At 67.0% G+C, this 25,806-nt stretch carries 23 protein-coding genes; 9 read left to right on the top strand and 14 right to left on the bottom strand.

The window, feature by feature from the left end:
• Positions 1 to 128 precede the first annotated feature (128 nt).
• The 5 genes from E4M01_RS06495 to E4M01_RS06475 form a co-directional block, all read right to left on the bottom strand.
• The gene (locus E4M01_RS06495) at positions 129 to 1,112 is read right to left on the bottom strand and encodes a calcium/sodium antiporter (protein ID WP_135061678.1); all 984 of its coding nucleotides are present in this window, start codon (positions 1,110 to 1,112) and stop codon (positions 129 to 131) included.
• 93 nt (positions 1,113 to 1,205) lie between these two features.
• The gene (locus E4M01_RS06490; RefSeq protein ID WP_135061679.1) at positions 1,206 to 1,610 is read right to left on the bottom strand and encodes a hypothetical protein; all 405 of its coding nucleotides are present in this window, start codon (positions 1,608 to 1,610) and stop codon (positions 1,206 to 1,208) included.
• 405 nt (positions 1,611 to 2,015) lie between these two features.
• Positions 2,016 to 2,597: a carbonic anhydrase gene (locus E4M01_RS06485; RefSeq protein WP_135061680.1), complete on the bottom strand. Its 582-nt coding sequence runs from the start codon at positions 2,595 to 2,597 to the stop codon at positions 2,016 to 2,018.
• A 363-nt stretch (positions 2,598 to 2,960) separates the two neighbouring features.
• The gene (locus E4M01_RS06480) at positions 2,961 to 3,431 is read right to left on the bottom strand and encodes a tellurite resistance TerB family protein (RefSeq protein ID WP_135061681.1); all 471 of its coding nucleotides are present in this window, start codon (positions 3,429 to 3,431) and stop codon (positions 2,961 to 2,963) included.
• Positions 3,432 to 3,644: 213 nt separating this feature from the next.
• Entirely contained in the window at positions 3,645 to 4,514 is an 870-nt protein-coding gene (locus tag E4M01_RS06475; protein WP_135061682.1) for a LysR substrate-binding domain-containing protein, read from the bottom strand.
• Between the two features lie 97 nt (positions 4,515 to 4,611).
• On the opposite strand from E4M01_RS06475, the gene E4M01_RS06470 reads away from it, so the two are divergent.
• Positions 4,612 to 5,586: a sodium-dependent bicarbonate transport family permease gene (locus E4M01_RS06470; RefSeq protein WP_135061683.1), complete on the top strand. Its 975-nt coding sequence runs from the start codon at positions 4,612 to 4,614 to the stop codon at positions 5,584 to 5,586.
• Positions 5,587 to 5,928: 342 nt separating this feature from the next.
• On the opposite strand, the gene E4M01_RS06465 is transcribed toward E4M01_RS06470, so the two are convergent.
• The 3 genes from E4M01_RS06465 to E4M01_RS06455 form a co-directional block, all read right to left on the bottom strand.
• Positions 5,929 to 7,416 carry an alginate export family protein gene (locus tag E4M01_RS06465; protein ID WP_209316083.1) on the bottom strand — a complete coding sequence of 496 codons (1,488 nt, stop codon included), beginning with the start codon at positions 7,414 to 7,416 and terminating at the stop codon, positions 5,929 to 5,931.
• An 83-nt stretch (positions 7,417 to 7,499) separates the two neighbouring features.
• Entirely contained in the window at positions 7,500 to 8,771 is a 1,272-nt protein-coding gene (locus tag E4M01_RS06460; RefSeq protein WP_167765231.1) for an Nramp family divalent metal transporter, read from the bottom strand.
• A 168-nt stretch (positions 8,772 to 8,939) separates the two neighbouring features.
• Positions 8,940 to 9,884 carry a dihydrodipicolinate synthase family protein gene (locus E4M01_RS06455; protein ID WP_167765233.1) on the bottom strand — a complete coding sequence of 315 codons (945 nt, stop codon included), beginning with the start codon at positions 9,882 to 9,884 and terminating at the stop codon, positions 8,940 to 8,942.
• Positions 9,885 to 10,013: 129 nt separating this feature from the next.
• On the opposite strand from E4M01_RS06455, the gene E4M01_RS06450 reads away from it, so the two are divergent.
• Together E4M01_RS06450 and E4M01_RS06445 are read left to right on the top strand one after the other, a co-directional pair.
• Entirely contained in the window at positions 10,014 to 11,024 is a 1,011-nt protein-coding gene (locus E4M01_RS06450; protein WP_135061684.1) for a LacI family DNA-binding transcriptional regulator, read from the top strand.
• Positions 11,021 to 11,770, top strand: coding sequence for a sulfite exporter TauE/SafE family protein (locus E4M01_RS06445; protein WP_135061685.1), 750 nt, complete (start codon positions 11,021 to 11,023; stop codon positions 11,768 to 11,770). Before E4M01_RS06450 ends, E4M01_RS06445 begins: the two co-directional genes overlap by 4 nt.
• Positions 11,771 to 11,924: 154 nt before the next feature.
• On the opposite strand, the gene E4M01_RS06440 is transcribed toward E4M01_RS06445, so the two are convergent.
• On the bottom strand, positions 11,925 to 12,260 hold the full coding sequence (locus tag E4M01_RS06440) for a hypothetical protein (protein WP_135061686.1): 336 nt from the start codon (positions 12,258 to 12,260) through the stop codon (positions 11,925 to 11,927).
• 171 nt (positions 12,261 to 12,431) lie between these two features.
• On the opposite strand from E4M01_RS06440, the gene E4M01_RS06435 reads away from it, so the two are divergent.
• The gene (locus E4M01_RS06435; protein WP_135061687.1) at positions 12,432 to 12,638 is read left to right on the top strand and encodes a hypothetical protein; all 207 of its coding nucleotides are present in this window, start codon (positions 12,432 to 12,434) and stop codon (positions 12,636 to 12,638) included.
• A gap of 162 nt (positions 12,639 to 12,800) precedes the next feature.
• On the opposite strand, the gene E4M01_RS06430 is transcribed toward E4M01_RS06435, so the two are convergent.
• Complete coding sequence (locus tag E4M01_RS06430; RefSeq protein WP_135061688.1) at positions 12,801 to 13,304, bottom strand: DUF1543 domain-containing protein; 504 nt, start codon at positions 13,302 to 13,304, stop codon at positions 12,801 to 12,803.
• 10 nt (positions 13,305 to 13,314) lie between these two features.
• Entirely contained in the window at positions 13,315 to 15,003 is a 1,689-nt protein-coding gene (locus E4M01_RS06425) for an FAD/NAD(P)-binding protein (protein ID WP_245161288.1), read from the bottom strand.
• 34 nt (positions 15,004 to 15,037) lie between these two features.
• On the opposite strand from E4M01_RS06425, the gene E4M01_RS14405 reads away from it, so the two are divergent.
• Positions 15,038 to 15,343: a hypothetical protein gene (locus tag E4M01_RS14405; protein WP_209316082.1), complete on the top strand. Its 306-nt coding sequence runs from the start codon at positions 15,038 to 15,040 to the stop codon at positions 15,341 to 15,343.
• Positions 15,344 to 15,667: 324 nt separating this feature from the next.
• Here E4M01_RS14405 and E4M01_RS06415 read toward each other — a convergent pair whose 3' ends face one another.
• Both E4M01_RS06415 and E4M01_RS06410 read right to left on the bottom strand, forming a co-directional pair.
• Entirely contained in the window at positions 15,668 to 16,978 is a 1,311-nt protein-coding gene (locus tag E4M01_RS06415; protein WP_135061689.1) for a hypothetical protein, read from the bottom strand.
• A 217-nt stretch (positions 16,979 to 17,195) separates the two neighbouring features.
• Positions 17,196 to 18,128 carry an AraC family transcriptional regulator gene (locus tag E4M01_RS06410; protein WP_167765235.1) on the bottom strand — a complete coding sequence of 311 codons (933 nt, stop codon included), beginning with the start codon at positions 18,126 to 18,128 and terminating at the stop codon, positions 17,196 to 17,198.
• A gap of 160 nt (positions 18,129 to 18,288) precedes the next feature.
• On the opposite strand from E4M01_RS06410, the gene E4M01_RS06405 reads away from it, so the two are divergent.
• Together E4M01_RS06405 and E4M01_RS06400 are read left to right on the top strand one after the other, a co-directional pair.
• Positions 18,289 to 19,212 (top strand): SDR family oxidoreductase, encoded by a 924-nt coding sequence (locus E4M01_RS06405; protein ID WP_135061691.1) that lies wholly within the window; start codon positions 18,289 to 18,291, stop codon positions 19,210 to 19,212.
• The gene (locus E4M01_RS06400; protein ID WP_135061692.1) at positions 19,209 to 20,480 is read left to right on the top strand and encodes an MFS transporter; all 1,272 of its coding nucleotides are present in this window, start codon (positions 19,209 to 19,211) and stop codon (positions 20,478 to 20,480) included. The genes E4M01_RS06405 and E4M01_RS06400 overlap by 4 nt, the downstream gene beginning before the upstream one ends.
• A 204-nt stretch (positions 20,481 to 20,684) precedes the next feature.
• On the opposite strand, the gene E4M01_RS06395 is transcribed toward E4M01_RS06400, so the two are convergent.
• The gene (locus E4M01_RS06395; RefSeq protein ID WP_135061693.1) at positions 20,685 to 21,419 is read right to left on the bottom strand and encodes an SDR family oxidoreductase; all 735 of its coding nucleotides are present in this window, start codon (positions 21,417 to 21,419) and stop codon (positions 20,685 to 20,687) included.
• A 164-nt stretch (positions 21,420 to 21,583) separates the two neighbouring features.
• Between E4M01_RS06395 and E4M01_RS06390 the strand changes: the two genes are divergently transcribed.
• Entirely contained in the window at positions 21,584 to 22,483 is a 900-nt protein-coding gene (locus tag E4M01_RS06390; RefSeq protein ID WP_135061694.1) for an AraC family transcriptional regulator, read from the top strand.
• 433 nt (positions 22,484 to 22,916) lie between these two features.
• Positions 22,917 to 25,769 (top strand): TonB-dependent receptor, encoded by a 2,853-nt coding sequence (locus E4M01_RS06380; protein WP_135061695.1) that lies wholly within the window; start codon positions 22,917 to 22,919, stop codon positions 25,767 to 25,769.
• The last annotated feature ends 37 nt before the right edge of the window (positions 25,770 to 25,806 follow it).

The raw sequence follows: 25,806 nt of genomic DNA, 5'->3' as shown, positions 1-25,806 counted from the left end.
CTACGCTCTTTGCATCTGTTCAGCGCCAAGATCGGACATTCTCCCTCCGTCGGGAATGCGACCTTCACCGACCCGAGTGCGCTGCCCTGGCGGGCGCCCAGACGTGAGGGTAAGCCGGCGCGCAGGGCTCAGATCAGTCCGGCGGTATATCCGGCGTAGACGATATAGGCCGCCACCAGAACGAGGCCTTCTCTCCTGCTTAACCGCCCGCCGGAGAAGGCGAAGAGCAACACGACCAGCGACACGGCCACCAGCGCCCAAAGGTCGAACGCCATGATGCTGGCCGGAATCGTAGTCGGGGCGATCGCTCCTGTCAGGCCGCCGATAAACAGGATGTTGTAGATGTTGGAGCCCAGCACATTGCCTAGCGCGATGTCTCCCTGCCTGCGCCATGCTGCGACGGCCGAGGTGACCAGTTCCGGTAGGGATGTCCCGACCGCGACGATGGTGAGCCCGATGACGGTGTCGCTGACCCCGAGCTTTTGGGCGATGGCGATAGCGGCGTTTACCAGAAGGCTGCCGCCGCCGACGATCAGGGCCAGACCGACAGTAAAAAGCAGGAGCGCGGCCGACAGCCGGCCCGCCGGCTGGTCACGCGGGATCAGGGCCGGATCGACCTCTTCCATCGCTGCGGCGCGGTCATAGGCGGCGCTGTGAGCCGCCCCCACGCTCTCCTGACGATAGGCGTAGTAGACATACCCCACCATCAGGATCAGGAAACCCAGGCCCGCCTCGCGGGACAGGCCCACCGTCGCCCCCGCACCCAGCAGTGCCAGGGCGGCCACAACGCCCACGCCGCCATCGCGCCAGAGGGTGCGGGCATTCACCGCGATCGGCGCGATCAGGGCCGCCGTCCCGAGGATCAGAAGGGCGTTGGCGAAGTTCGATCCCACGATATTGCCGAGGGCGATGCCCGGAGATCCAGCAAGGCTGGCTTGGAGGCTCGCAGCCAGTTCGGGCGTCGAGGTGCCCATACCCACGACCGTCAGCCCGATCAGCATCGGTGAGAGTCGCAGTCTTTCGGCGATCCGGACCGCTCCCCGGACGAGGAGGTCACCGCCAGCAATCAGCAGGACGAGGCCAAGCAACAGGAACAGGGTATCGGTGGGCACGGTGTTATCAGGCCTTGGCTGAAGAAACGGGCTGTTGGACGTGGGGGCGTTGAATTGGCTGCGGTGCGCGTCGATACAATCGACGGGCCGGCGTTATTGCGAGCCTTCGCCGACCGCCCCGATCGAGATGCAGCGTTGGCGGGTGTCAGCACCGCTCGGTTTGGTGCGGGGCACGAGGCTCACGGCCCGGTTGTCTGGTCCGTAGGTGGCGAGCCATTGGCAACCCGTCTGCAGGTCAGTCAGCACAAACAGGTTCGCCTCGGCGGTCGGGGTCTTTGTGAAGCCGGCCCCGAGGGCGGCCGTGCGGAGGGCGCCCACTGGATCGTCGATCGCGCCCTGTATCTCCGAAGCGCGGGAATTGAGGTCTTCCGCCGAGGCCTGCGCGGCCTCCGCCGCCTCTTCGATGTCTTGCAAGGGGGACGTGTCGAGCGGTTCGCACGCGGCCAGGATGAAACATGCCAGTGTTGTGGCCACGACGGATCGGAGGGTGGGGGTCATCAGCGAAGCTCTATGCAGTCGGGAGGGGGCGCGCGACCGGCGGGCGCGCGAGGGTCGCGATCGGGTAAATGGCGCTCAGCGGTGACCGCCCGACCGTGAACGGATGGATCGCATCGCCCTGATCACAGCCGAGAACGCGGTCATCAGGTTCAACACCATGATGAGGCTGTAGCGTCTGAGCCGTCGGGTCGTTCTCGTCGCCATGGAGCCGCTCCTCTGAACGGGTGCGCTCTCTGCCGTGACCAAGGGATTCTGGTTGGACTGGACCCCGTCATCGAGCGCACCCGATGCGGTCCGACATCACGATCACCATGATCGTCAGAGGGGCCCGGGCCGCAAACCGACATTGAGCGTTCTCCTCCGGGCGGACCAATGAGTTGTGCTCATGCAGCCGATAATCATGGCCTATGGACCTGACTGGCCCGGCGTCAGTTCGCCCGAGGCGATGCTGAACTTCCAGGCCGCCAGGGAGAGATGGCCGGACTTTTCGGCATCCCGTATCCACGGGAACGTCCTCAGGTTGGTCTGGGACAGGCGCAGCACCGCGTCCTCGATCGCCGCCTCGAAGGCCTCGCCGGACCCCTGTTCGGGCATCGGCCACATCACCGGTTCGGCGATGTCCACCCACGGACCCAGGAAATCGGGCGCGTTTCGCAGCGGACCATGGATCATTGCGTAAATGCCGTCGCAACGCGCATGCCCGAGCACGACGATCCGCCGGACCTTGAGAATCTTCACCGCATACTCGAGCGCCGCACTGGTCCCGTGACACCCGCCGTCGGGCGCATATTCCGGGACCAGCCCTGCCACGTTACGGATGACGAACAGCTCGCCGGGCTCGGCGTCGAATATGGTCTGAGGATCGATCCGAGCGTCGGAGCAGGCGATGACCGCCGTGGTCGGTCGCTGCCGTCGGCGGGCCAACTCGGCGTAGCGCCTCGCGTGTGTCGGCCAGACCGACGCGCGGAAACGGCGGTAGCCCGCCATCGGGGATCGTCGGGTTCTGACGTCATGAAGACGGCGCGGCGGCGGCGGTCGCCCGACTGCGCCGCATCGACTGGCGACTGTCCGCGATCGTGAGAGCGTGCAGGGCAACCAAGCCGCGCCACAGCCAGACTGATTTGGCCGGGACGTTTTGTGTCAGGCGGTCCATCGGCTTGAGCATCCCTCAGACTCGGATGTCGAAGGTGTGCTGGCTGGCCCGCCGGGTGGAGGTGTCGTCAGTGATTGCACCAAGTGGTGGGACCGGTTGGGTCGTCGGCGAGCTGCGATGGCCGCCGACCCGACAGGTCATCTGCGAGGAATGAACCGCCAGGACATGGACGGCGAAGCTCGTAGTCGGGCCGACCCTCATCGTCCCTCTCCATCGCCCGGGCGAAGGTCGTAAGCCGATGGATCAACGCCAAGGATCTTGCGGAGCCGCAGGATCACGTCGCGCTCTTCGGCGTCGAAGCCGCCATCAGCTTCGGCGAGCGAGCAGGCCGGTTCGATCAGCAGGCGAGAGGGGCCCGGTTGGCCTCGCAGCCGTGCGACGGCGACTTCCGCCGTCGCCTCTCCATCGTCGAGATCGCGTTCGAAGCGCGGGTGCAGAGCTTCGAACATGAGCATCACATCGTCTGCACCAAAGAAGGCGATCGTCGGTGAGTTGCGCATGCGGTCAAGCATGCGCCTGCGCTCGTCGTGGGTGACCCAGCCGTCGGCCTGGGAAACCAGGGCGCAGGCGGCGACCATCGCGTCCATCTGGACGATGTTGCCGGGTGTCCAGACATCATGTTCGTCAATCGCAGGACGTTTTCGTAGCAATCTGTTCGGTTGGGGCATGGGGCCTCTCCTTCTCTGAAGGGGAGCGCTCGACGCCGAAGCCGTCGGTTCGAGGGGGGAGAAGAAGCGTCGGACCCCGTCATCGAGCGCACCCGATGCGGTCCGACATCACGACCGATGCGATCGTCAGAGGGGCCCGGGCCGCATAGCCAATATGAGCGGTCGGCCGCCGTCCGACCAATCAGAAGTGATGATGCGGCTTATAATGGCGCGTCATGGAGCGATGGGGCCTCGCTCGAGCGCGCGCAGAACCTCGTGCGCAAGAAGCTCCGCAGGCCCGCCGGCGCCCCGTGCGGTGACCAGCGCGATCTCGCTGTCGCTCAGCTTCGGAAGCGGCTCCCCAAGCACTGACAGCTCGCGGGGGGCCATGGCGGCGGGAAGCACGCCGACGCCGAGGCCGGCGCGCAGCGCCGCCATCTGACCGGCGAGGCTCGGCGAGGTGAAGGCCGCGCGAAAACCGATGCCGGCGTCCGTGAGCGCGCCGAGGGCGCGTTTACGATAGATGTCCGGGGCGGGCGCAACGATCAGCGGCAGCGGCGACGCCTCGACGATCGAGCCGTCGAGCGCCACCCAGACCAGCGGCTCGCTCCAGACCCGGACGCCCAGTTCGGGGCCGACGGGCTCACGCTTTATCAGCGCCAGATCGAGCATGCCGCGCGACATCTGGTCGAGCAGGTTAGCGGTGTAGTCACAGGTTACGGACAGTCGGATACGGGGGTGGCTGCGCGCGAACGCTCCGAGGATCCCGGGGAGGTGCATGGTCGCGATGTCCTCGGGCGCGCCGAGCCGAACCTCGCCCTCCGGATCCCCGTCGCCCAGGGTCGACACGATCTCATCATTCAATCGCAACAACCGGCGGGCCTGCGGCAGAAGTCCTGCGCCCTCTGTCGTCAGGCCGACGCCCTTGCCCCCGCGATCAAACAGCGGCGACCGCAACTGGTCCTCGAGCCGGCGGATCTGCAGGCTGACAGCCGGCTGGGTCCGGCCGAGCAAGGCCGCCGTGCGGGTGAAGCTGCCGGTTTCGACGACCGTGACGAAGGCCCGCAGCAGGTCGATGTCCAGATTGACCAGCCGATCAGCCATTCCATTAGCGCCCGTTATAACCTGCATTACCTCAATAAACTGGATGCCCATGCCGGTCGAGTTCACTCGGACCGACCTTCAGAGGACCGGTTGACGCATGCCTGACATTTCCACCAGCCTGGCGCTTCTGACGTCGCCCGCCATCCTGTTCTTCTTTGTCGGCGCAGCGGCCGCTTTCGCGCGCTCGGACCTGGCTATTCCCGAGCCGGTCGCCAAGGGTCTGTCCCTCTATCTGATGCTGTGCATCGGCTTCAAAGGCGGCGTGGAGGCGCGCGCCGCGGGATTCAACGGGGATTTCCTTTCGGCGGGGGCGATCGGCATCGCCCTCAGCGCCCTGATGCCGCTGGTCGCCTTCCTCATCCTGAAGCGCGTCCGCGGGCTCGACCGTCCGACCCTCTGCGCGCTGGCGGCGACCTACGGGTCCGTTTCGGTGGTGACCTTCGCCGCCGGCCAGCAGCATCTGGCAGCCCTCGGTCTCACATCGGGGGGCTACATGGCGGCTGTGCTCGCCCTGATGGAAACCCCCGCCATCCTGACGGCACTGATTCTTCTCAATGGCGCGGGTCGGGGCGAGCCTGGGCGGCGAAGGACAATCCTGAGGGAGGTGTTCGTCGGCGCGGCGTCCGTGATGCTGCTCGGCAGCTTCTTGGTCGGGCTGGTCTCCGGCGATGCCGGCATGGCCCGGCTGGAGCTGTTTGTCGGGCCGCTGTTCCAGGGCGCTCTGTGCTTCTTCCTGCTCGACATCGGTCTGGTCGCCGCCCGCCGGCTGATGGAAGGCGGGCGAAAGTTGACGCCAGGCGTCATCGGCTTCGCCATGGGCTTTCCCGTGCTCTCGGCGGGCGTCGCCCTTGGGCTGGCCCGTCTCGCCGGGCTGGAGGCCGGCGACACCGCGCTGCTGACCATTCTCGCCGGTTCGGCGTCCTATATCGCTGTGCCCGCGGCCATGCGGCTTGCGGCCCCCCAGGCCGACGCCGGCGTGTTCGTCACAGCGTCCTTGGCGATCACCTTCCCGTTCAACCTCAGCCTCGGCATCGCCCTCTACACCGCTGCAGCTGTTTGGATGTCGGCGTGACGGCAGGCTGCGGAACGGATATCCCAGAGCCGGTGGAAGTCAGTTCATCCCCGCCCTTTAGATGGCCAGGAAGCAGACCTCCCGAAGGTCCGAGAAGAGTCACGAGCAATCATTCCCCCGCAAGCCGCCGCGTCGCTAGATGACTAAGGCCGGGTGTGAGCCGTTCAGCAGTTCACAAACCTAGACCTGCTTGCGTTGCTCATACGGCGTGGACGAGGGCAGGCCATCGAATGGCGTTGATGGCTTTATCTCTCGGTCTTCATAGCAGCCGGCGTCTGCGCCCTCGAGGCAAACCCGGAAAACGCGGTGAGATCACAAGCGATCTACGGTCACTCACGGCTTTCAAAACCTGAAGCTCACCCAGGCCGTCAGGTAGTCCGAACTTTCGTAGCCAGCGTCCTTGAGCACCGAGCCTGCGGCGAGATGCTCGTAGCGAGCGATCAGGCTGGTGCGGGGCGAGACCGTGTGTGCCAGCTGCAGCTTCCAGACTTCGCCGACATGACGGCCGTCCACGGCCTCCGTCCCCGCATAGGCGAGGTCGGTGGCGCGATAGACGGCGTCGTCGGTCGAGGCGCGCCAAGTGGCCTGGACTTCGGCGGTCAGAGCGGTCGGGCCGCGTCGGACCGTGACGCTTGGCGCGAGGACGACCATGTTCACCGGGTTGAAGACGTTCTGATAGCTGTAGAAGATCGGCACGCCGAAAGGCGTGACGGCGTTGCGCAGCGGCCCGTCGTCATAGGCTCCGCCGCCCGATCCGTAGTCGAACCGCAAGCCCACCCTCGGCGCTGACGCGCCCTCGCCCACGCTGAAGCTTTGCTGAGTGAAGACGTGCCAGGCGTCGATGCGGCGGTCGCCGTACCGGCCGGTCTGGCGCGCGACGGTCCAGTCCAGATTGACCGATCCGGCGGAGCCCCACAGGCGCGCGCCTGTGTAATCGCGCCGTTCGTGGGCCACCTCGGCGCCCCAGCGGCGCGCATCCTGGGTGTGACGCCACAGGAAGGGGTCGAAGTGCAACCGGGAGCCGCCGAACCAGTCTCGAGGCACAAGCACGCCTGCCGTAACGCCGCTGAACCGGCGGCTGCGGTCGGTGCGGTCATCGTCAATGCCCCCAACGCCCAGAGTGGTCGGCCGCAGATCGAATAGATCCGCCCTCATCCGCTCTCCCCTCACCCAGGCGCGCACACCGTTGTAGGGCGTCAGAATGGTGGCCCCGTTGCGGGTGCTGATCAGATAAGGCGAGCCGTCCAGAAAAAACTGGCGGCCGTAACGCGCGCCCAGCTCAAGCCCCTGCACCTCGGCGGATACATCGACGAAGGCCTGCTGCACCACCAGGTCGTTACGAAGCGCGGGTATGGACCGGCTCATGTTGCGCCCGCCGGCGCCGCCATGGGCCAGCTCGCCGTAGGCGCGGAGATGCGGCCCCACGCGCAGATCGGCCCCGCCTACCAGTCTCAGGGTGTCCAGACGCTGGTCCGCGCCATCGCTCAGACCCGGGCTGGTGGTCAGGGCGGTGCGGGCGCGCATCTCGCCCGACAGGCTCAGCCAAACCTCGCCGTCGTCGGACAGCGGAATGTATTTCAGCCGGTCGAGAAAATCCTTGCGCTTGGCGGGATCGCGAAGGCCGGACCAGTCCTCGGCCCAACGCGCCTCGCCATACCCGCCGATTACGGGGCCGACGCCGATGGCGTTGCGCGGATAGGGCGTGGGTTCAGTTGAGGCCGGCGCGGCGTCCTGCGCGGCGGCGGCGGTGGCGCTGAATACGGCGGCGGCCAGCATCGGACCCAGAGCGCAGGCGCGACGCAGGGCGCCCCGGTCATGATTGACCATCATGGTGACGTCTCCTGTTTGGAAAGCCGCCTCGCTGCGGGTCTTCCAGACCGGGCGAAGCGGCAGGTCGTTTGGGCGGCGAACGCCTAGGTGCTGACCACGCCGGTCAGGCTCAGAACCAGCAGGGCGGTCGAAGCGAAGATCGACACCAGGCCGATCGCGGCGAACAGGTTGTGCCACCACTTGTTGCGCAGATCGCCCAGCAGCTTGTTGTTGGCCATCAGCACCAGCAACACCCCAAGAAGAGGCGCGACGAGGACGGTCATGGCCTGCGCCAGGATGATCAGCTGCACCCGCGAACCGGGGGCGAAGGCTGTCACCAGCAAGCCGAACATCAGCACACAGCCGACCAGCAGCTTGGTGCGCAGGGAATCGAAGCTGCCGCCCCATCCCAGGCCGTCCGACAGCAGGGTTCCGCCCGCCGTGGCGTTGGCCAGCATCGACGAGAAGGCGGCGGCGAAGAAGCCCAGTGTGAAGATGTAATAGCCGACGGGGCCGGCAAGCGGCTCGAACACGCTGGCCAGCTGCGGCAGGGTCTCCACCCGCTGGCCGGTGTGACCCAGCACGGCGGCGGCGACCATGATCACCAACGCGGTCATGATGCCGGGCGCCACGATGCCCGGGATGGTGTCCGTCAGGGTGGTGTCGCGATACTGGGCGCGCCCCGTCTTGTGGGCTTGAATGGCGTAGCTGGTGAAGAAGGCCGCATTGATCGAGAAGTTGGTGCCGACCAGCGCCACGATCAGAAGCTCAGCGCCCGCCGGGAAGGTCGGGACCATGCCCAGCAGGCCCGCGCTCCAGTCTGGTCGGGCCAGAAAGGCGCTGGCGACGAAGCCGATCGCCATGGTCGCGACCAGGGCCACCAGGATGCGCTCGATCGTCTTGAACACATTGCGCACCAGAAGCACGAAGCCCACCGCTGCGGTCACCACCATCGTCCAGAGCACCGGATTGCCGCCGAACAGCATCGACAGGGCCAGGCCTGACCCGGCGGCGTTGCCGACCGAAAAGCACAGGGTGATGAAGAAGACCCCGCACCCGGCCGCCACACCCATCGGCTTGCCCAGCGCCTGCTTAATCGTTCCGATCATCGACGTCGGCGAGGCGATGCCGACCCGCACGCTCATGTCGGTGAAGAAGATCATCAGGATGGTCGAGACCACGATCACCCAGATCAGGGCGTAGCCGAAGGCGCTGCCTGCCTCGATGGCCGAGGTCAGATTGCCCGGACCAAACTGCCAGGCGCCGGCGATGAAGGCCGGCCCGATCAGGGCCAGCTTGGCCAGCAGCCGGCCGTCTTTAGACTTCGGTGACTTGGCGGCGGGCGGAGCCGCCGGGCTCGCGTCACGATTCAGCATGACCATTCCTTTCACGCGGCGGGTCTCGATCCGCGTCGCGCCGGGTGTTTCCTCATGCGTCGTGACGTTTCTGGCGGGTCATCGACGCGGTTTAGACCTCTCGGAACGGCATGGAACCCATTCCGAAAGACAAAGGCCCCCGCGTCGGCGACGCGAGGGCCTTTGTCATCATTCAGCGGCCAGGGCCGCCGACTCGACGGGTCCGATGCGCGCGGCGTCGAAGGCGGCGAAGATCTCCTGCTCCGCGGCCTCGCCCAGGTTCTTCAGCGGCTCGCGGATGGTCGCGTGATCCAGCAGGCCGCGCTTCACCAGCCCCAGCTTGAGAGCGACCGTGCCCTCCATGTGCGACCCGCGGTGATAGACCGCCTTGGTGACGGGCAGCAGTTGCTCAAACAGACGCCGGGCCTCGGGATAGTCCTGCGCCTTGCCGGCCGCGATCAGTTCGACCAGCAGCTCGGGCGCGATGTTGCCGTAGCCGACCAGCAGGCCGTCCACGTCGAACATGGTCGGCAGCAGCCACTCGTCATGGCACGACAGGATCTGCAGCTCGGGCGCGGCCTTCTTGATCTCGGGGATCTCGGTGTACCAGCGCTTCATGTTGCGCACGCCGTTCTTGGTGGCGACCACGCCGTCCTGAGTGGCGATGTCGATCTGGGTGTCCAGGTCGTACGAGGCCTTGGTGGCGTCGGGGTACTGGAACAGGATGCATTGCAGGCCGGACTCCTGCCAGATCGCCTTGTAGCGATCCTGCGGCGCGCCCTTCTGGAATCCGAAACGCAGCCAGCCGTGGTTGGGATAGACCAGAGCGCCGGTCGCACCGGCCGCCTTGCAGGCCTTGGCCTCTTCGGCGGCGACCTTGGTGCCCTCGCCGGTGATGCCGGCGATGATCGGCACGTCGACGGCCTCGGCGTAGGTCTCGATCAGCTTCAGCCGCTCTTCGGTCGTAAGGAAGGTGCCTTCGCCGGCGTGGCCCAGGATCACCAGGCTCTTAACGCCCTGGATCGACACCAGCCATTTGGCGAGGCGCGCATTGGCGGCGTAGTCCACCTCGCCATCGCGAGTGAAGACGGTGACGGGGGCCGGGCTGAGCCCGCGCAGGTCCATGGCGCTCATGGGACTTCCTCTCTGGAGTTTCTTCTTTTGACCGGCAGGGAACGATACCGGGAACGTTCCCACTTTACATCCCGGCTTGTGCGCGTCAAGCGGGGAAGGCAGGAGGCCTGATGCGGTTGGTCAACACAGATGCGTGACAGGCGCGGCGAAACCGGACGTGTGACGATCCTGGACATCGCGCGGGCGACCGGCGTGTCCAAGAGCAGTGTCTCGCGCTTTCTGGACGAACGCTCACCGTCCAACAGCGAGACCGCTCGCCTGGTGCGCCGCGTGGCCGCCGAGCTAGGCTATGTGCGCGACGCCTCGGCCGCAAATCTGCGCCGCGGCACCACCGGCACCCTCGGCGTCATCGTGCCGCGCCTGACCGATACGGTCATGGCGATGCTCTACGAAGCCCTGGCGCGCGCGGCGGGCCGCGCCGACCGCTTCACCATCGTAGCCACCACCAATGACGAGCCGGCGGCCAATCAGCGCGCAGTCGACATGCTGCTGGCGCGCGGCGTGGACGGGCTGGTGCTGGCGACGACGCGGACCGGCGATGGCCTCGCCGACCGGCTGTCGCTCCAGGGCGTGCCCTTCGTGCTCGTCCTTCGCACCGACGGCGTGCATCCGTCGTCGGTGGGCGACGACGCCCTCGGCGGCTATCTCGCCGCGCGCCATCTCATCGATCTGGGCCACCAGCAGATCGGCGTCATCGCCGGCCCCGCCGACACCTCCAGCGCCGTCAGCCGGGTTGAGGGCTATCGCCGGGCAATGGAGGAAGCGGGCCTGGTCGTTCAGCCGGAATGGATCGTGCCGTCCACCTTCGGCCTGGACGCCGGCCATCTGGCGGCGCGCGAGCTGATGACGCTGGCGTCACGGCCCACGGCGATATTCGCCATCAACGACAACACCGCAATGGGCGCCCTGTCGGCCCTTGCCCAGCTGGGCCTGTCGGTGCCGCGCGACATCTCGGTGGTGGGCTATAACGACATCCCCATCGTCAGCCACCTGCCCACGCCGCTGACGACCGTGCGCACGCCTTTCGATCAGATCGCCGCCGCCGCGGTGGACCTGCTTCTCGACGGTGAAGAACCGGCAGAACCCATCGTACGGACCGCGCCGACCCTGATCCCGAGACAGTCGACGCGTCGGCTTTGAGCGACCCGACCACTCTCCTTCTCATCGCCGCCGCCTTCTTCCTCGCCGGCGGCGTCAAGGGCGTGTCCGGCATGGGCCTGCCGACGGTTGTCATGGGACTGCTGGGCTCGATCCTGTCGCCCCTGACGGCGGCGAGCCTCGCCACCGTGCCCACCTTTCTGACCAATGTCTGGCAGTTGTTCAGCGGCGGCCGCCTGGGGCCGCTCGCCAGACGGTTCGGGCTCATGCTGGTCCTGACCTTCATGGCCACCCTGGCGGCCACGAGCCTTATCGTGAGACTGGACGCCGCCCAGATCACAGCGGCACTCGGGATCGTTCTCGCGCTTTACGCGGCCTACGGCCTGCTGGCGCAGCCGCTCAGCCTGTCCCAGCGTTGGGAGCGGCGTCTCGCGCCGGCGTCGGGGCTCCTGACCGGCGCCATCACCGGAGCGACGGGCGCGGCGGTGGTCCCGCTCGTCCCCTTCCTGCAATCGCTGAACCTTTCCAAGGACGACCTTGTCCAATCACTGGGCCTGTCGTTCACGGTCTCCAGTCTGGCCCTGGCGATCGGCCTGACGTGGCATGGCGCGCTTCGGCTCGATCTCGGCCTTCTTTCGGCGGCGGCCACCATCCCCGCGGTGGCCGGCATGATCGCCGGCCAGTCGCTGCGCCGCCGCATCTCGCAGGCGTTGTTCCGCCGCCTCTTCTTCATCGCCATCGCCCTGCTCGGACTGGAGATGGCGGCCCGCGGCCTCGGCCTGCTCTGAGGAGGTGTCACGGCTCGATCGCGAGCGAGCGGCTGGCGAGAGAAAAGCCCCGGCTCGAATGAGCCGGGGCTTTTTACTGTGCCCGGACCGGCCGGCCCCGGCGGGGCCTGCCAATCCCCAGCCCCTTTCCCGACAGGCGGGGCCGACCGCCGTATCACCAGTCGTGCGGCAGATACGGGCCGTAGCTGGAGCAGACATACATCCGCTCCCGGACGGTGTGCCCCGCCGGCAGCCACGGCGCCGAGACGAACGGCCCGCCGTTGCACCCGTCCGCCGCCGTGTGGATCAGTTCGGTCATGGTCTCGTCCGAATAGACCTCGTAGCGGAAGGCGACAGGCCAGCAGTTGTCGTAACCGAAACAGTAGAAGTCCTCGTTGCCCGGCCAGTGCTGCGCGGCGCCGGACGACGACGCCGCCCCTGCCGACGACATTCCACCAAGCGCGACCGCCATGCCCGCAGCCGCTGCGAGCGCCAGGATCTGACGTTTCATTTGCAAACCTCCCTGCCGGCCCCTCGCCGGGTCGCCCCACAGCCGCACGCCCGCCCTGTCAGCGGCAAATCACAAGGTAGTGATACCTGTGGTTGCGCCATTTCGCCACATGGTCGCCCGGGAGTTGCTGTCCGACCCTGACTGCCTCACGGTTTTTGGGAGGAGGACACGATGATCAGAACGCTCGCCATTGCCGCCGCTGTCGCCGGATCGCTCGCAGCGGCGCCCGCCGCCACCGCCAGTTCCGGCGCCTGCATGGCCCGATACGTCGAGACCGTGTCTGGGTGTGGCGGCAACGTAGACTGCGAGTTCAGCGCTTACGCCGTCTACCAGCTGTGCCTGCAGGACCAGTACGACATCAAGGACCCGCTGCCCTAGGGCGGACGTCCTCCCCTCCGGCTTGGCGGCCGGATAGGCGATCCCGTACAGGCGCCAGCTGATGATGCCGGTCGGGGCGCCGGTCGAGCTTCCCGGGTCAAGCAATGGGCTCCCCAGTCCAGAAAGCTCTGCAGGGATGGCGTCCCGAGCGGCAGAGCCTGTTCAGCGAAGCGGCGTGTAGCGGCAGGTGAAATCCGGGTCGCCGCTCAGCGGGCTGGGCGTTAGATGGATGTGCAGCCGATGCGCCTGGGCCGCCGCATCGAGGGCGAAGGCCTGTTCGGCCTCATACATGTCGTCGCGATGGGCGTCGCGCCAGCCATCGGCGCGTTTGATCGCGCGCGCCTTGGCTGACCTCAGATCCTCGGCGACCACGAAGACATTGCGGTGCTGTTCGGCGAAGGCCACTCCGTCGTAGCCGCCGAGATTGACGTAATAGAGCCTTTCGGGCCCCTCGAAGGGCTCCGGCCTCAGCGAGACCTCATAGCCGTCGGCCCGGTCGATCTCCGACCAGCAGTCCACGTGAAGACTGCCCGGCTTGCCCCACCACTGGGCCAGCAGGGCCGGATAGGCGGCCTCCACCGTCTCGGCCGCGACGAAGCGGATGTCATGGACCTCGATGTTTGCGCCGGGATGCTCCCCGCCGACATAGATGGCGAACAGTTTCATGCGACGGGGTCTAGGCGACGGCCTGCAGCCTGTCGACCGGCGGGTGCGCCGCCTCGGCGGACCGCGCCGCGACCACGGCCAGACGCCGCCCGACGATCTCGCCCATCTCATGCGAACTGGTCAGCCCCTGGGCGAAGGGGTGGCGGCCGAGGATGAAGGGCAGGCTCAGGCAGAACAGCCGGTCGGGCGTCAGACCGTCCGCGACCAGGCTGAAATGGTCGTCGATCTCCACGCCGCGTGCGCCCTCGACCTTGTCACTCTCGGCGTCCTGGGCTGCGCCGGCGTCGCGAACCACGCCCTGCTCGATCAGGGATAGGAAGGGAAACTGGATCGCGCCGAGTATCCTCTGGCCGGTGCCCTCGATGAAGACAGGAAAAGACCGACTGATCCCGCGACGGGTCAGGCGTGCGCCCCCTTCCGGCCGTCGGGTGTCGACCATGTGGTCGTCGCCCAGGGCCAGGACCTCCAGCTTACCGGCGCGATGCAGGGCCAGCATCCGCTCGACGGACTCATGCGGCGCCGCCCCATAGGCGTCGACGAAGACCGGCTTGAGATGCCGGCTGAACCGGTCGAACTGCACCTTGTCCAGATGGGGCGTGATCGACGCCATCACCTCATGCAGCCGCAGCAGCGCGTCGCGCCAAGGCACGGTGAACCGCGTCTGATGGTTGGCCTGCGCCTCGGCCAGATTGGTGGCGGCCCAGACGAAGGGATCGGTCGCCATGCGATCGGCGAAATAGGCCTCGCCGAAGGCTTCCAGATCCCCGCGTTGCAGGCCGACGGCCGCCACATAGGCCGGATCGACCGCCGCCATTTCCCGGCGGAAGAGGTCGAACGCCCGGTCCAGCAGATCCACGCCGCCCGCCTCGATCACCCCGGCAATGGCCTGGGGCGTGCAGATCGTCAGCGGCGGATGCGGCAGGGGGAAGTAGAAGTCGGCCTCGGGCAGCAGGCCCTTGCGCGACATCAGGGTGATGCGCAGCCCCTCCGTGCCTGCCGCCGGTTCGTACTTGATGCGGCCGTCAGCCCCACGCGTGAAGGCCCCGTGTGCGCCGGCCACGGCGATCGCCGCGTCAATGGCGGTCAGGGACGAGCCGCGCACGCCCACCTTGGTCGGCGGCAGCGCGGCCAGCGTGGCGGCCGGCCAGGGGCTGGTGAAATAACCCGGCCGCGACTCCTGCTTCGAGGGCCATTGGTGGCCGGTGGCCAGCACCACATGATCGAACCGGCCTGTCTCGGCGCCGGTCGCGCCGGACCATCTCAGCTCTACGCCCTCGCCCCGGATGGCCACATCGTCCACCCGCCGGCCGGCGCGCACATCGACGCAAGCTCCTGCCGAGCGCAACTGGTCGACCACCCGCTCGAACTGGTCGCGGAAATACCGACCCAGCGCCACACGCGGCACGAAGGTCCGGTCGCTGAGGTCTGCCGCCTCGACCCCCAGGTCGCGAAGCTCGGCGTCGGCGCGGCCCTGCAGCCAGGCCAGCAGGGTTTCGGTCACCGGCGGGATCTCGGCGCTGGCGATGTTCGACAACATCGACGGCCCGTTCCAGCCGGCCCGATAGGGGCTGCCGACACCGGGCTCCGCCTCGGCTTCGAACACCGTCACTCCCACGCCCCGCACCGGGGCGCGAAGCAAGGCCTTCAGGGCATAGAGGGTGGTGGGGCCGGCGCCGACAAAGGCGATTGAGGACATCATCGCCAGCCAACGCCCTCGACGCCTGTCGGCTCCTATGTCGGCGGCCCGACACTCCTTCCCATGTAACGGTTCGTCGGTCGCGGACACCCTGATCAAGGCGAACCGCCAAGCCTTCGCCACGCCCGACATCGTGCTCCACGGGTCGGTCGATCACGCCATGGACAAGAACTTCAAGTTCCTGCGCTCGCAAGCCGAAGCCATGGACAAGTCTCTGGTCGCCGCCTGGCCTCGCGAGCAGCGTTCCGACCGGCCCAAGTTCGAGATGCTGAAGCGCGCCTATGTTGAGGCGCGCTATTCGATCAGTACGATCTCAGCTCGGATGATCTCGCCTGGCTCATGAACGGCGCGCGCCGCCTTCCGAGTTTGGTCCAGGCAAGCTGTGAACGCCGGTTGCGGCGCCTACAGGCTAGTGCAGAAGCACCGGCCTCGACCTGGATCGATCATCATGAACACCGACAGCCTGATCGCCATCGCCGCCTTAGCCGGCGGACTGCTATCGCTCGGCTCCTTGCTCGGCGGCGCTGGCGCTAGCAGCGGTCATTGTCCCGCGCCCCGGAAGACGACCTTCGGCAAGACGATGACTAGGCCGTTTGGAGGCGGGGAAACCATGGCCGTAATCGACCGAAGGGGTCGACGGTAACCAGTTGTCCATAGAACTATCGGATCAGGGACGCCGCTCGATCGTCCAGTCGCCGTCACGCGGCCCCGGCGTTAGTCGCCATTCTGGCTTGAGCGTCAGCGTCCAGCCCTCTCCCTTCAGGCCCTCGTCCGTTTGAGCAGCCCCGGTATGCGTCACGGTCAAGCGCGACCACTCAGTCGACAGAAGCCCGTCCTTCTCGACCGTCAGTACGCCCCAGTCGGCTGCGGCGCGAATTACGCCATAGACGGTCCCCTCGGGCGGCAGAGGAGTCACCGTGTTGGGATCGAAGCTGAAGCTCGCGCCGGTGACCGGCGCAACCAGTACAGGACCGTCCACCAGCCCGGCTCTCAGGCTCGCGACACGCGTCGCCTGCTCCAACGCCCGCGCCGCCTCCTCGGCCTGGATCGTCGCCGATCCATAGGCCACCCCGCGCGCTGCGAACGTCATATCGTCAGAGGCGACCTCCAGGTTCAGCGCCTGAGCCAGCAAGCGCGGCAGGCCCTCACGCCGGTCCCATGACGCCTTCCAGTCCGCCGCCGCCGCGTCCAGCAGCAGACCGTAGGCCGGCCCGGTATAATAGGCGAAGGAGCGAGCGTACTCGCGGACCCGATCCCCCTTGCCCAAATGCTCCGCCAGATGCGGAATCATGGCCTCGTCGCGCGACAGAAGACGGCCGGTGTATTCGGCCAGCCCCTCATGCCGTTCCATGGCGTTCTCGGCGGCCTGCGCCTCGGGAAAGCGGGCATGGCGCCAGGCGCGGAAAGTCAGGGCGTCCTCCACCGCTACCCGGCGAGCGGCCGGGTCGGTCGCGCCCAGCGCCGCCGCCAGCGCCCGCAGTTCCAGACGTAACGAAACCCGTCCATACTCTGTCGCCAGCTGGGGCTGATCAGAGTTCAGCGCTTTTAGACCGATCTGGTCCTGAATCCGGTGCCAGGCCTCATGCATCAGCAGGACGGACCGCCCGGGCTCATCCTCCGGCAAGGGAGCGACCAGCATGGTCCAGGCGCGGCCGTTCCAGCGCACAGCTGTGTTGGCGATCGGCACGTCGTCCGGCAGATGCCCTCGGAAGACCGCCCCCTCACGCTCCAGCGGCGTCTCGAGCCCGTCCATGTCAGCGATCACGCGGCGAGTCGCGGGATCGGCGATCAGCATCGGCCCGCACAGACTGACGCCCCAGGCACGCCCGCCGTCCGCCTCGCACAGGGATCGGGCCTGCTCAAAGGCCGCCACGGCCGGCACGACCTCCGGCTGCGACCGGGCGGCGACGCCCGTGGCCGAGAGCAACAGCAAGGCCGCAGCCAGCCCACCCCGCCTGCCGATGAAACGCGACGCCATGACTTCCCTCATTCACCAAGCGGCCTACGGCCCGCGACGAATATGGCCAAGCTTTAAGCGACGATATTAAGGCATGCCGCGTGCCGACCGGCGGTCCAGCGTCGTTTGAGATTCCAAGCCGCCATGGCTGTTGGCTAAGCTCCAAATAGCCGTTCAGCGCCAGGAACGGACGTCGCCCTGCACACCGATACCGGACATTCGGATGCCTGCCGCGCTTCTAGATCACCTCAGCGACCGCTATCGAGCCAGAACGAGCACCTGACAGCTTCATCCGCGCCCGCTTCGTCTCACGATGGGGCGGATCGCCGAACATGCGGGCGTACTCACGGCTGAATTGGGAAACGCTCTCATACCCAACCGAAAAGGCCGCCGAGCCCGCGCGTTCTCCTTCGGTCAGCATGCGCCTCCGCGCATCCAGAAGACGCAGGTGCTTCTGATACTGAAGCGGGGACATCGACGTCAGAGCCTTGAAATGCTGATGAAAGGCTGACGGGCTCATGCCGGCGAGATTCGCCAGGTCGCCAACGCTGAGCGGCGCGTCGAAATGGTCGCGCAGATGGTGGATGGCCACGGCGATGCGCTGGGGCGGACCATCTGGCAGAACCATGCGGGTGACGTTCGCCGCAGCCCGGCCGGTCATCAGCCAATAGGTGATCTCGCGCATGACGCCGGGATGGAGGATCTCGACCGCTTCGGGTTGCTCCACCAGTTCGATCAGGCGGATCATGGCGGCTGCGATCCGCTCGTCCACCTCCTCGACCACGAGGCCCAAGCCTGCGGGGCCGCCCGGCAGCTTCGCCCTGTCCATGCGGGTGACGACGTCGAGGATGATGTCGGGGTCGAGCGCCAAAGTCGCACCGATGAACGGCTTCTCCGGCGTTGCGTCGATGATCTCGCTGAGAACCGGGACCTCGACCGTGATCACCAGCGACTGCATGTGGCCGTAGGTCAGGGTGCTGTCGCCGACCATCACCCGTTTGGCCGCCTGGGCGATTAGGCATAGAGACGGGCGGTAGGTCATGTGCCGCGGCGGTACGACGCCATAGGTCCGGATCAGCCGCAGTCCCGGCACCGCGGTTTCCAGTGCGCCGTTCTCGATCCCATGACGGTCGAGGATTCCTGAGATGGCGTCGGTCAGTCGGCTGGTCATCGAACCCTCCATTCCATGACTGCAAGGGCTAAGCCCTTGAGCTCGGCCCCACAAGGCGGGCTGGAGTTTTGGGCAAGAAACGCGGCGCATCCGACATTCGCTTTTCCGGGATGCGGCTCACCCTGAGGTCCTCGAAATTCCCCTCAGACGGAGCTCCGCCATGACCCGATGGACCGCCTCAGACATACCGCCCCAGACCGGCAAAACCGCCCTCGTCACCGGCTCGGCCGGACTGGGCTTCGAGACCGCCCGGGAACTGGCCCGCGCCGGAGCCCAGGTGATCGTGGCCAGCCGGAACCCAGAGACCGGGGCCGAGGCGCTCGCCAGGATCAGGGCCGAGATTCCGAACGCAATCCTGCGGTTCGAGGCGGTGGATCTCGGCAGCCTGGCCTCGGTTTCCGCCTTGGCCGCCCGGCTGCGCGACCAGACCGAAGTGCTCCACCTGTTGGTCAACAATGCCGGAGTCATGACGCCGCCGCGCCGGATGGAAACCACCGACGGCTTCGAGCTCCAGTTCGGCACCAATCACCTGGCGCATTTCGCCCTGACCGGCCTGCTGCTGCCGTTGCTGGTCAACGCAGAACAGGCGCGAGTTGTGACCCTGTCCAGCATCGCGGCGCGGGGCGGCAAGATCGATTTCGCCGACCTGCAACAGACCGACTATCGGCCCATGCCCGCCTATTCCCAATCCAAGCTGGCGTGCCTGATGTTCGGGCTGGAGCTACAGCGTCGCAGCCTGGCCGAGGGCTGGGGTCTGACCAGCATCCCGGTCCATCCCGGCATCTCCCGCACGGGGCTGCTCTACAACACGCCGGGCGGCGCCAGCGGTGTTCGGCGCATGATGCGCGGCCTGCTGTGGTTCCTGTTCCAGCCGGTGCCGCAAGGCGCCCTGCCTGCCCTGTTCGCCGCGACGGCGCCGCAGGCGCAGGGCGGGGTGTACTATGGCCCCGACGGCCGGGCGGAGCTGAGCGGGTTCCCTGCGGAGGCCCGTGTTCCGGCTCCGGCCTTTGACGAGGCCGCCTGCCGACGACTGTGGGATATATCAGAGGCCCTCACCGGCGTGCATTTCGAGGCCGGCCGATGACCGCAGTCGACATCCCCGCGCCCGCCTATGTCAGCGGATGGAGGCTCTGGGCGCTGCTGGCGGCTTTGCTGCTGATCAGCGCCATAAGCCAGATCGACCGCATCCTGCCCTTCATCCTCGCCGAGGCGATCAAAACCGACGTGGGGCTCAGCGACACCCAGATCGGCCTGTTGACCGGAGCGGCCTTCGCAGTCTGTTACACCCTGCTGTCGCTGCCGCTGGCGCGGATGGCCGACCGCGGGTCGCCGCGGCTGGTGCTGCTGGGGTGTCTTCTGGTCTGGAGCGCCATGACTGCCTTGGGCGGGCTGGCAGCAAGCTTCCTCGTCTTGGCCCTGACCCGGTTCGGCGTGGCGTTCGGCGAGGCGGGCGGCATGCCGGCGGGGCATGCCCTGATCGCGCGTCAGGTCCGGCCCGAACGGCGCGGCCTGGCGCTCGGACTGTTTTCAATGGGCATCCCGCTGGGCACCATGGTCGGCTTCGCCGCCGGCGGCGCCATGGCCGACACCGTGGGCTGGCGCACGGCCCTCGTCGGCGCCGGCGCCCTCGGTGGTCTCGCCTTCGTGCTCGCCGCTCTGATCATCCGGCCCACGCCGCCCCGGCCGCGCACCGAGGCGGATCGAACCCCCTTCGTCCGAGATGCTCTGAGCCTGATGACGGCGCCGGGCTTCCGCTGGCTGTTTGTGGCGGCCCTCATGATCGGCTTCGCCTCGGCGCCCTTCTACGCCTTCTCCGCCCCCTTCCTGATCCGCACCCACGGCTTCACGGCCGGCGAGGTGGGCCTGTCCTTCGGCCTGCTGCAAGGCGGGCTCGGGGTGATCGGCGCACTCTTGGGCGGGCGGGGCTTCGATCGGGCCGTGCGCTCTGGGCGAGGCCGGATCATCGGCCCGCCGGGTTGGCTGTTCCTGATCTCAGCCGTAACGACCGCCGCAGCCCTGTTTGCGCCGACCGGCTGGATGTCGATCGTACTGTTCGTGCCGACGATGTTTTCGTTCGCCCTGCTGCTGCCCTGGGCCTTCGGCGCGGCGCACCTAGTCGCGGGGCCCGGCAAACAGGCCTTGGCCACCAGCCTGATGATGATCGGCTCCGGCCTCGTCGGTCCAGCACTTGGTCCCGTCATCGTGGGGGCCGTCAGCGACGCGGCGGCGGCTGATGGCCTAGCGAACACCCTAGGGCTGGGCCTGCTTGTCGTCCCCATCGCAAGCGCCCTGACAGGCGTCGCCGCCTTGATCGCCAATGAACGGATCGCCGCGACCCTGCGGCCCCGCTGATCGCTAAGATCCAAAGGAGACCGACCATGACCTACGCCTCTCGCCTCAGGCTCTGGCGATGGTCAGTAGATGAACGGACGACCTGTGTCCGCCAACGGCGCCTTTCCGTAAGCGTTCCCCCTGTTCTCGTGAGGGTGGGCAGGCCGGACCGGCTTGCAAAGCTCGGGAGCACGCGACCTGAGCCGCGCACCCCCGACCCGACGCTCAGAACGCCCCACCCATCGGGCGGACGACCATTTCGTTTACGGCCACGTCAGCGGGTTGCTCGATGGCGTAGCGGATGGCCTGAGCGATGGCGTCGGCCTTGAGGGCGACCTTGCGGGCTTCGTGGATGTAGGCCGCGGTGTCCGGGTCGGTGATGGTCGCGGCGAGTTCGCTTTCCACGACCCCGGGGGAGACGATCGTGGTCCGGATTTCCGGATGCTCCTGACGCAGGCCCTCGGTCATGTCCCAAACCGCGGACTTAGTCGCCGAATAGACGGCCGTCGTCGGCCAGACGCCGTAGGCGGCCACCGACGCCACATTGATCACGTGGCCTGCGCCCTGGGCCTGGAATCGCGGCAGGACCGCCCCGATGCCGTTCAGGACGCCACGGATGTTCACGTCGATCATCTGATCCCACTCGTCGGTTTTCAGGGCCGCCAGCGGCGACAGCGGCATGACGCCGGCGTTGTTGACGAGCACGTCCACGCGGCCAAACCTCGCCTCGGCGAAGGCGACGATGGCTTCGAATGCGGCGCGATCGGCGACATCGAGCGCCTGTGCTTCAGCCTCGCCGCCGGCGGCGCGGATCTCTTCAACGATGGTCTGCAGCCGATCGGTGCGGCGGGCGCCCAGGACCACCCTCATGCCGGCGGCGGCGAGGCCGCGGCCCACGGCCTCGCCGATGCCGCTGCTTGCCCCGGTGATGACGACAACCTTGCTCTGAGTGTCGGACATGGCATTTGCTCCCTATTGAGGCCGACACAGGAGAGCGCCGGCGTTGGAGCCTTGTCGCCGGGCTGCGACGCGGGCGGTAGCACAGCCCTCCGTCATTCTTGCACGATCCTGCAACATTCTACTGCGAGCCTTGCTGTGCGCGCACAGCCGCGACAGGGTGAGCCATGCGCCAGATCGAAGAGCTCGCTGGAATCATCGCCAACCATGCGTCGGCGGACGGGATGCACGCCAGCGTCCTGCCGCGGCTCAGCCTTATCCGATCCTGCACGCCGACCCAGGCTGTACCCGCTGTCTATAAACCTTCGCTGTGCATCATCGCTCAAGGACGCAAAGCGGTGGAGGTGGGCGGGCGCAGCTACGTCTACGACCCCGCGAAGTATTTGACGGTCTCCGTCGACCTGCCCCTGGTCGGCTCGGTGCTGGAGGCCAGCCCGGAGCGACCCTACCTCTGCCTGGCGCTCGACATCGACCTGCCTGCGCTGACCGAGCTGATGCTGCAGATATCTTCGGAAACAGTACCGGAACCCACGGGACCTGCGCTTGGGGTCAGTCAGATGGAGCCAGGCCTGCTGGACGCGGCAGTGCGGCTGGCGCGCCTGCTCGATGCGCCCGAGGACGCGCCCGCGCTTGCGCCGCTCGCCGAGAGGGAGATCCTCTACCGACTTCTGTCGGGGGCGCAGGCGCCGATGATCCGCCACATCGCAGCGACAGAGAGCCGCCTGGCCAAGGTCGCCCGGGCCATCGCGTGGCTGCGACGCAACTACGCTCGTCCCTTCACAGTCGAGCGCCTGGCGGCCGACGCCGGCATGAGCCCGTCGTCCTTCCACAGCCACTTTAAGGCCGCCACGACGCTTAGCCCGCTGCAGTACCGCACACGGGTCCGCCTGCAGGAGGCGCGCCGAATGATGGTGATAGAGGGAATGGACGCGGCAAGCGCCGGCTTCGCAGTCGGCTACGAGAGCCCCTCGCAGTTCAGCCGCGATTACCGTCGGCTCTGCGGCGCGCCGCCGCTGACGGACGCCAGCCGGCTGCGCCGCTCACCAAACTACGCCCTGGTTGCCTGATCCATAGCTCGGCGTTTCCGAGAAGCACGCAACCTCTATCGAGAAGAAGTTTTGCGAGCTCATTGCTCACTGGCCGCAGATAGTACGCGCCGGTTGCCCCGCCAGGCATATGAAGCTCGTCACGCTTCTAAGAACGAGCTCGGGCTTGGTCATGGCCACGCCAACGCCGTAGTGGCGCACACTTTAGCCAGTGACGGGCTGAAGTAGCGGCGATCGGACACGACGGCAGCGCCGCCGAAGCCCCCGAGTCAGGGAAGCGCCAGAGCGGACAAGCCGAAATCTGCAAACAGGCGACTTTCGGAACGGGCGAGTGACACAACGCCTTCGTCCAATCATTGCTGCAGCGTTACAGAAGTCACGACGAAGGGTCACAACTCATCGCTACCGACCCCGCTGACCGCGCCGCTAGCGCGAATCTTCGGGGAACATCGACATGATCATCAAGCCTGTCGGCGCTGAACGCGCGGGTCTATCGCTCAAGGCCTCGGCCGGCGCGCTTATCATCGCCGCGGCTTTGGGCGCCGCCGCGCCGGTTCTCGCGGATGTCGTCGGGGACGCCGCCGCCGTGCAGAACACTCTGACCGGGCGCGTGTCAGACGCGTCTGGGGCGTCGCTGCCCGGCGCACGGGTGGTTATCCGCGAATTGGGCTTCGCGACTTCGACGGATCGTCAGGGGCGCTACATCCTGCCGTCGATGCCGGCGGGACAGTATACGGTCGAGGTCGACTACCTCGGCTATCCGACAATGAGCCGCCAAGTGACCGTCGCAGCCGGCGTCGCCACCGTTGCAGACATCACTGTGTCGGACGTGACCGAGGTGGCTGAGATCGTGGTCGTCGGATCGCTGAGCGACGGCGTTGCGCGCGCTCTTAACCAGCAACGCACGGCCGACAACACCAGCAACGTCGTGTCTTCGGACTCGATCGGCCGCTTCCCTGACTCCAACATCGCCGAGGCGCTTCAGCGCGTGCCGGGCATCGGCGTCGAGCGGGACCAGGGCGAAGGCAACTTCGTCAGCCTGCGCGGCTCGCCCGCCGCCTTCACCTCGATCACGGTCGACGGCGTGTCCATCCCCGGCACCAGCCCGGACACCCGCGCGGTGGATCTGGGCGCCCTGCCCTCCGAAGTCGTCAGCTCGCTTGAGATCAACAAGACCCTGTTGCCCAGCCAGGACGCGGATTCCATTGCCGGCTCGATCAATCTGGTGACGCGCTCCGCCTTCGACAGCCGCGGCCGAAACATCCGCCTCAACGCCGGCGGCAGCTACAACGAGATGGGCTCGACCAACGATCGCCGCGCTTCGGTCGTGGCGTCCGACACCTTTGGCCCGGATCGTCAGTTCGGCGCTGTAGTGTCCGCCAGCTACGCCAAGACTGACCGTCGCGTGGACAACATCGAGTCCGCCTGGGATTTGATCGAGGACGCCGATGAAAATGACATCCTCGGCGTGCCCGTGCAGGAGTTCAAGGACTACGACACCCGCCGCGAGCGCCTCAGCCTCACCGGCGCGCTGGAGTATCGGCCCGATGCGCTGAACCGCTACTTCGTCCGCGGGACCTGGGCGCGCCGCACCGACGACGAGTTCCGCAACCTGCTGGCCATCCTGTACGAGGACGGCACGATCCAGCCCGGCGCAACCGAACAGTCGGCGAGCTTCACCGCCGGCCGTTTCGCCCGTGAGTTCCGTCACCGCGTCGTGCGCGACGAAAACCTGGCGATCAGCGCCGGCGGCGAGCACGACATCAACACGATGACGCTGGACTACACCGTGTCCTTCGCGCGCGGCGAGCAGACCTATCCGAACCGCCAGCAACTGCTGTTCCGATCCACGGCGCGGCCGGATCTCAGTTACGACTTCTCGGGCGATTTCGACAATCCGAACCTGTCGCTGTTCACCAGCCAGGAGCACCTGAACCCGGCCAACTACGCGTTCCGCGAACACGTCAATCGCTGGCAGAGCACCACCCAGGACGAGACGGCGGCGGAGATCAATCTCAGCATCCCGACCACCCTGTTCAATCAGCCTGCTGAGTGGAAGTTCGGCGGTCGCCTTCGCCAGCGCGACATCGAGTCCGACGAGGAAAGCTTCCGAAACCGCGACGCCTCGGCCCGGCCGGCGCTGGGGTTCGCCGACCTGCTGTCGGACACGCCGTCACGCAACTTCGACTATGACCTCGGCTTCAAGTACGACGCCGACCTGGTGCTGGATTACTTCGGCAGCCAAGGCCCGCTGACGGCGGCTCCGGCCTATCGTCGCATCGCAAACTCGACCACCACTGACTACACGGCTCAGGAAGACATCTACGCCGCCTACGGCATGACCAGGATCCAGTTCGATCGGGCCAACCTGATCCTGGGCCTGCGGGTCGAGCGGACGGACTTTGAAGGCGCGGCGCCGGTGTTCAACGAGGACACCGAGGACTTCACCGTCAGCAGCTTCTCGCGCAGCTATACCGAGGTCTTCCCGAACGCGACCCTGCGGTACGCCTTTAGCGACAATCTGGTGGGTCGTGTTGCGCTGACGCGCGGCATCGCCCGACCCCGCTACCGCGACAACGTCCCGCGCATCAGCGAGAGCGGCGATCGCACGGCTGGCGAAGTCATCGATCTGACAGCTGGCAACCCCGACCTGAAGCCCACCCTGTCGAACAACTTCGACGCCAGCCTCGAGTACTACTATGAGCCGCTGGGCGTGATCTCGGCCGGGGTCTTCTACAAGGACCTCGAGGACTATGTGTTCGAGCTGACCTCACGCGGAACCTACGCCGGGCTGGCGGCGGACATCACCCGGCCCGAGAACGCCCCTGACGGCTTCATCCGGGGCGTCGAGTTCAACTACCAGCAGCAGTTCACCTTCCTGCCGGGCTGGCTGTCGGGTTTCGGCGTGGCCGCGAACTACACCTGGACCGACGCCGAGATGACCCTGCCCTTCGCCGGGCCGGGACGGGGAACCAAGGCGGCGTTGCCGAACCAGTCGGACACCACCGTCAATCTGTCGGCCTTCTATGAGACCGCGCGCTTCAACGCCCGCCTGGCCTGGACCGATCGCAGCGACTTCCTGCAGGAGTTCAACTATGGCGATCCCCGCCTGGACATCTATTGGGAAGGGCGCTCGCAGCTGGACTTCACGGCCGACTTCGATGTCACTGAGCACGTGAACGTCTATCTGGAAGCCAAGAACCTGACGGACTCCGAAGGGGTGCGATACGCCGGCGTGCGGTCGCGGCCGACCGAACGGGAGCGTTTCGGTCGCCTGTTCTTCGTCGGCGCGCGGGTGAACTTCTGATGCGCGTCGGCTCGGAGACGTCTAGGTCCATACGCCA

Source organism: Brevundimonas sp. MF30-B (genome assembly GCF_004683885.1).
Lineage (GTDB): Bacteria > Pseudomonadota > Alphaproteobacteria > Caulobacterales > Caulobacteraceae > Brevundimonas.
The sequence above is the reverse complement of the archived record's forward strand: the minus strand, read 5'-3'. Positions and strand labels throughout refer to the sequence as shown.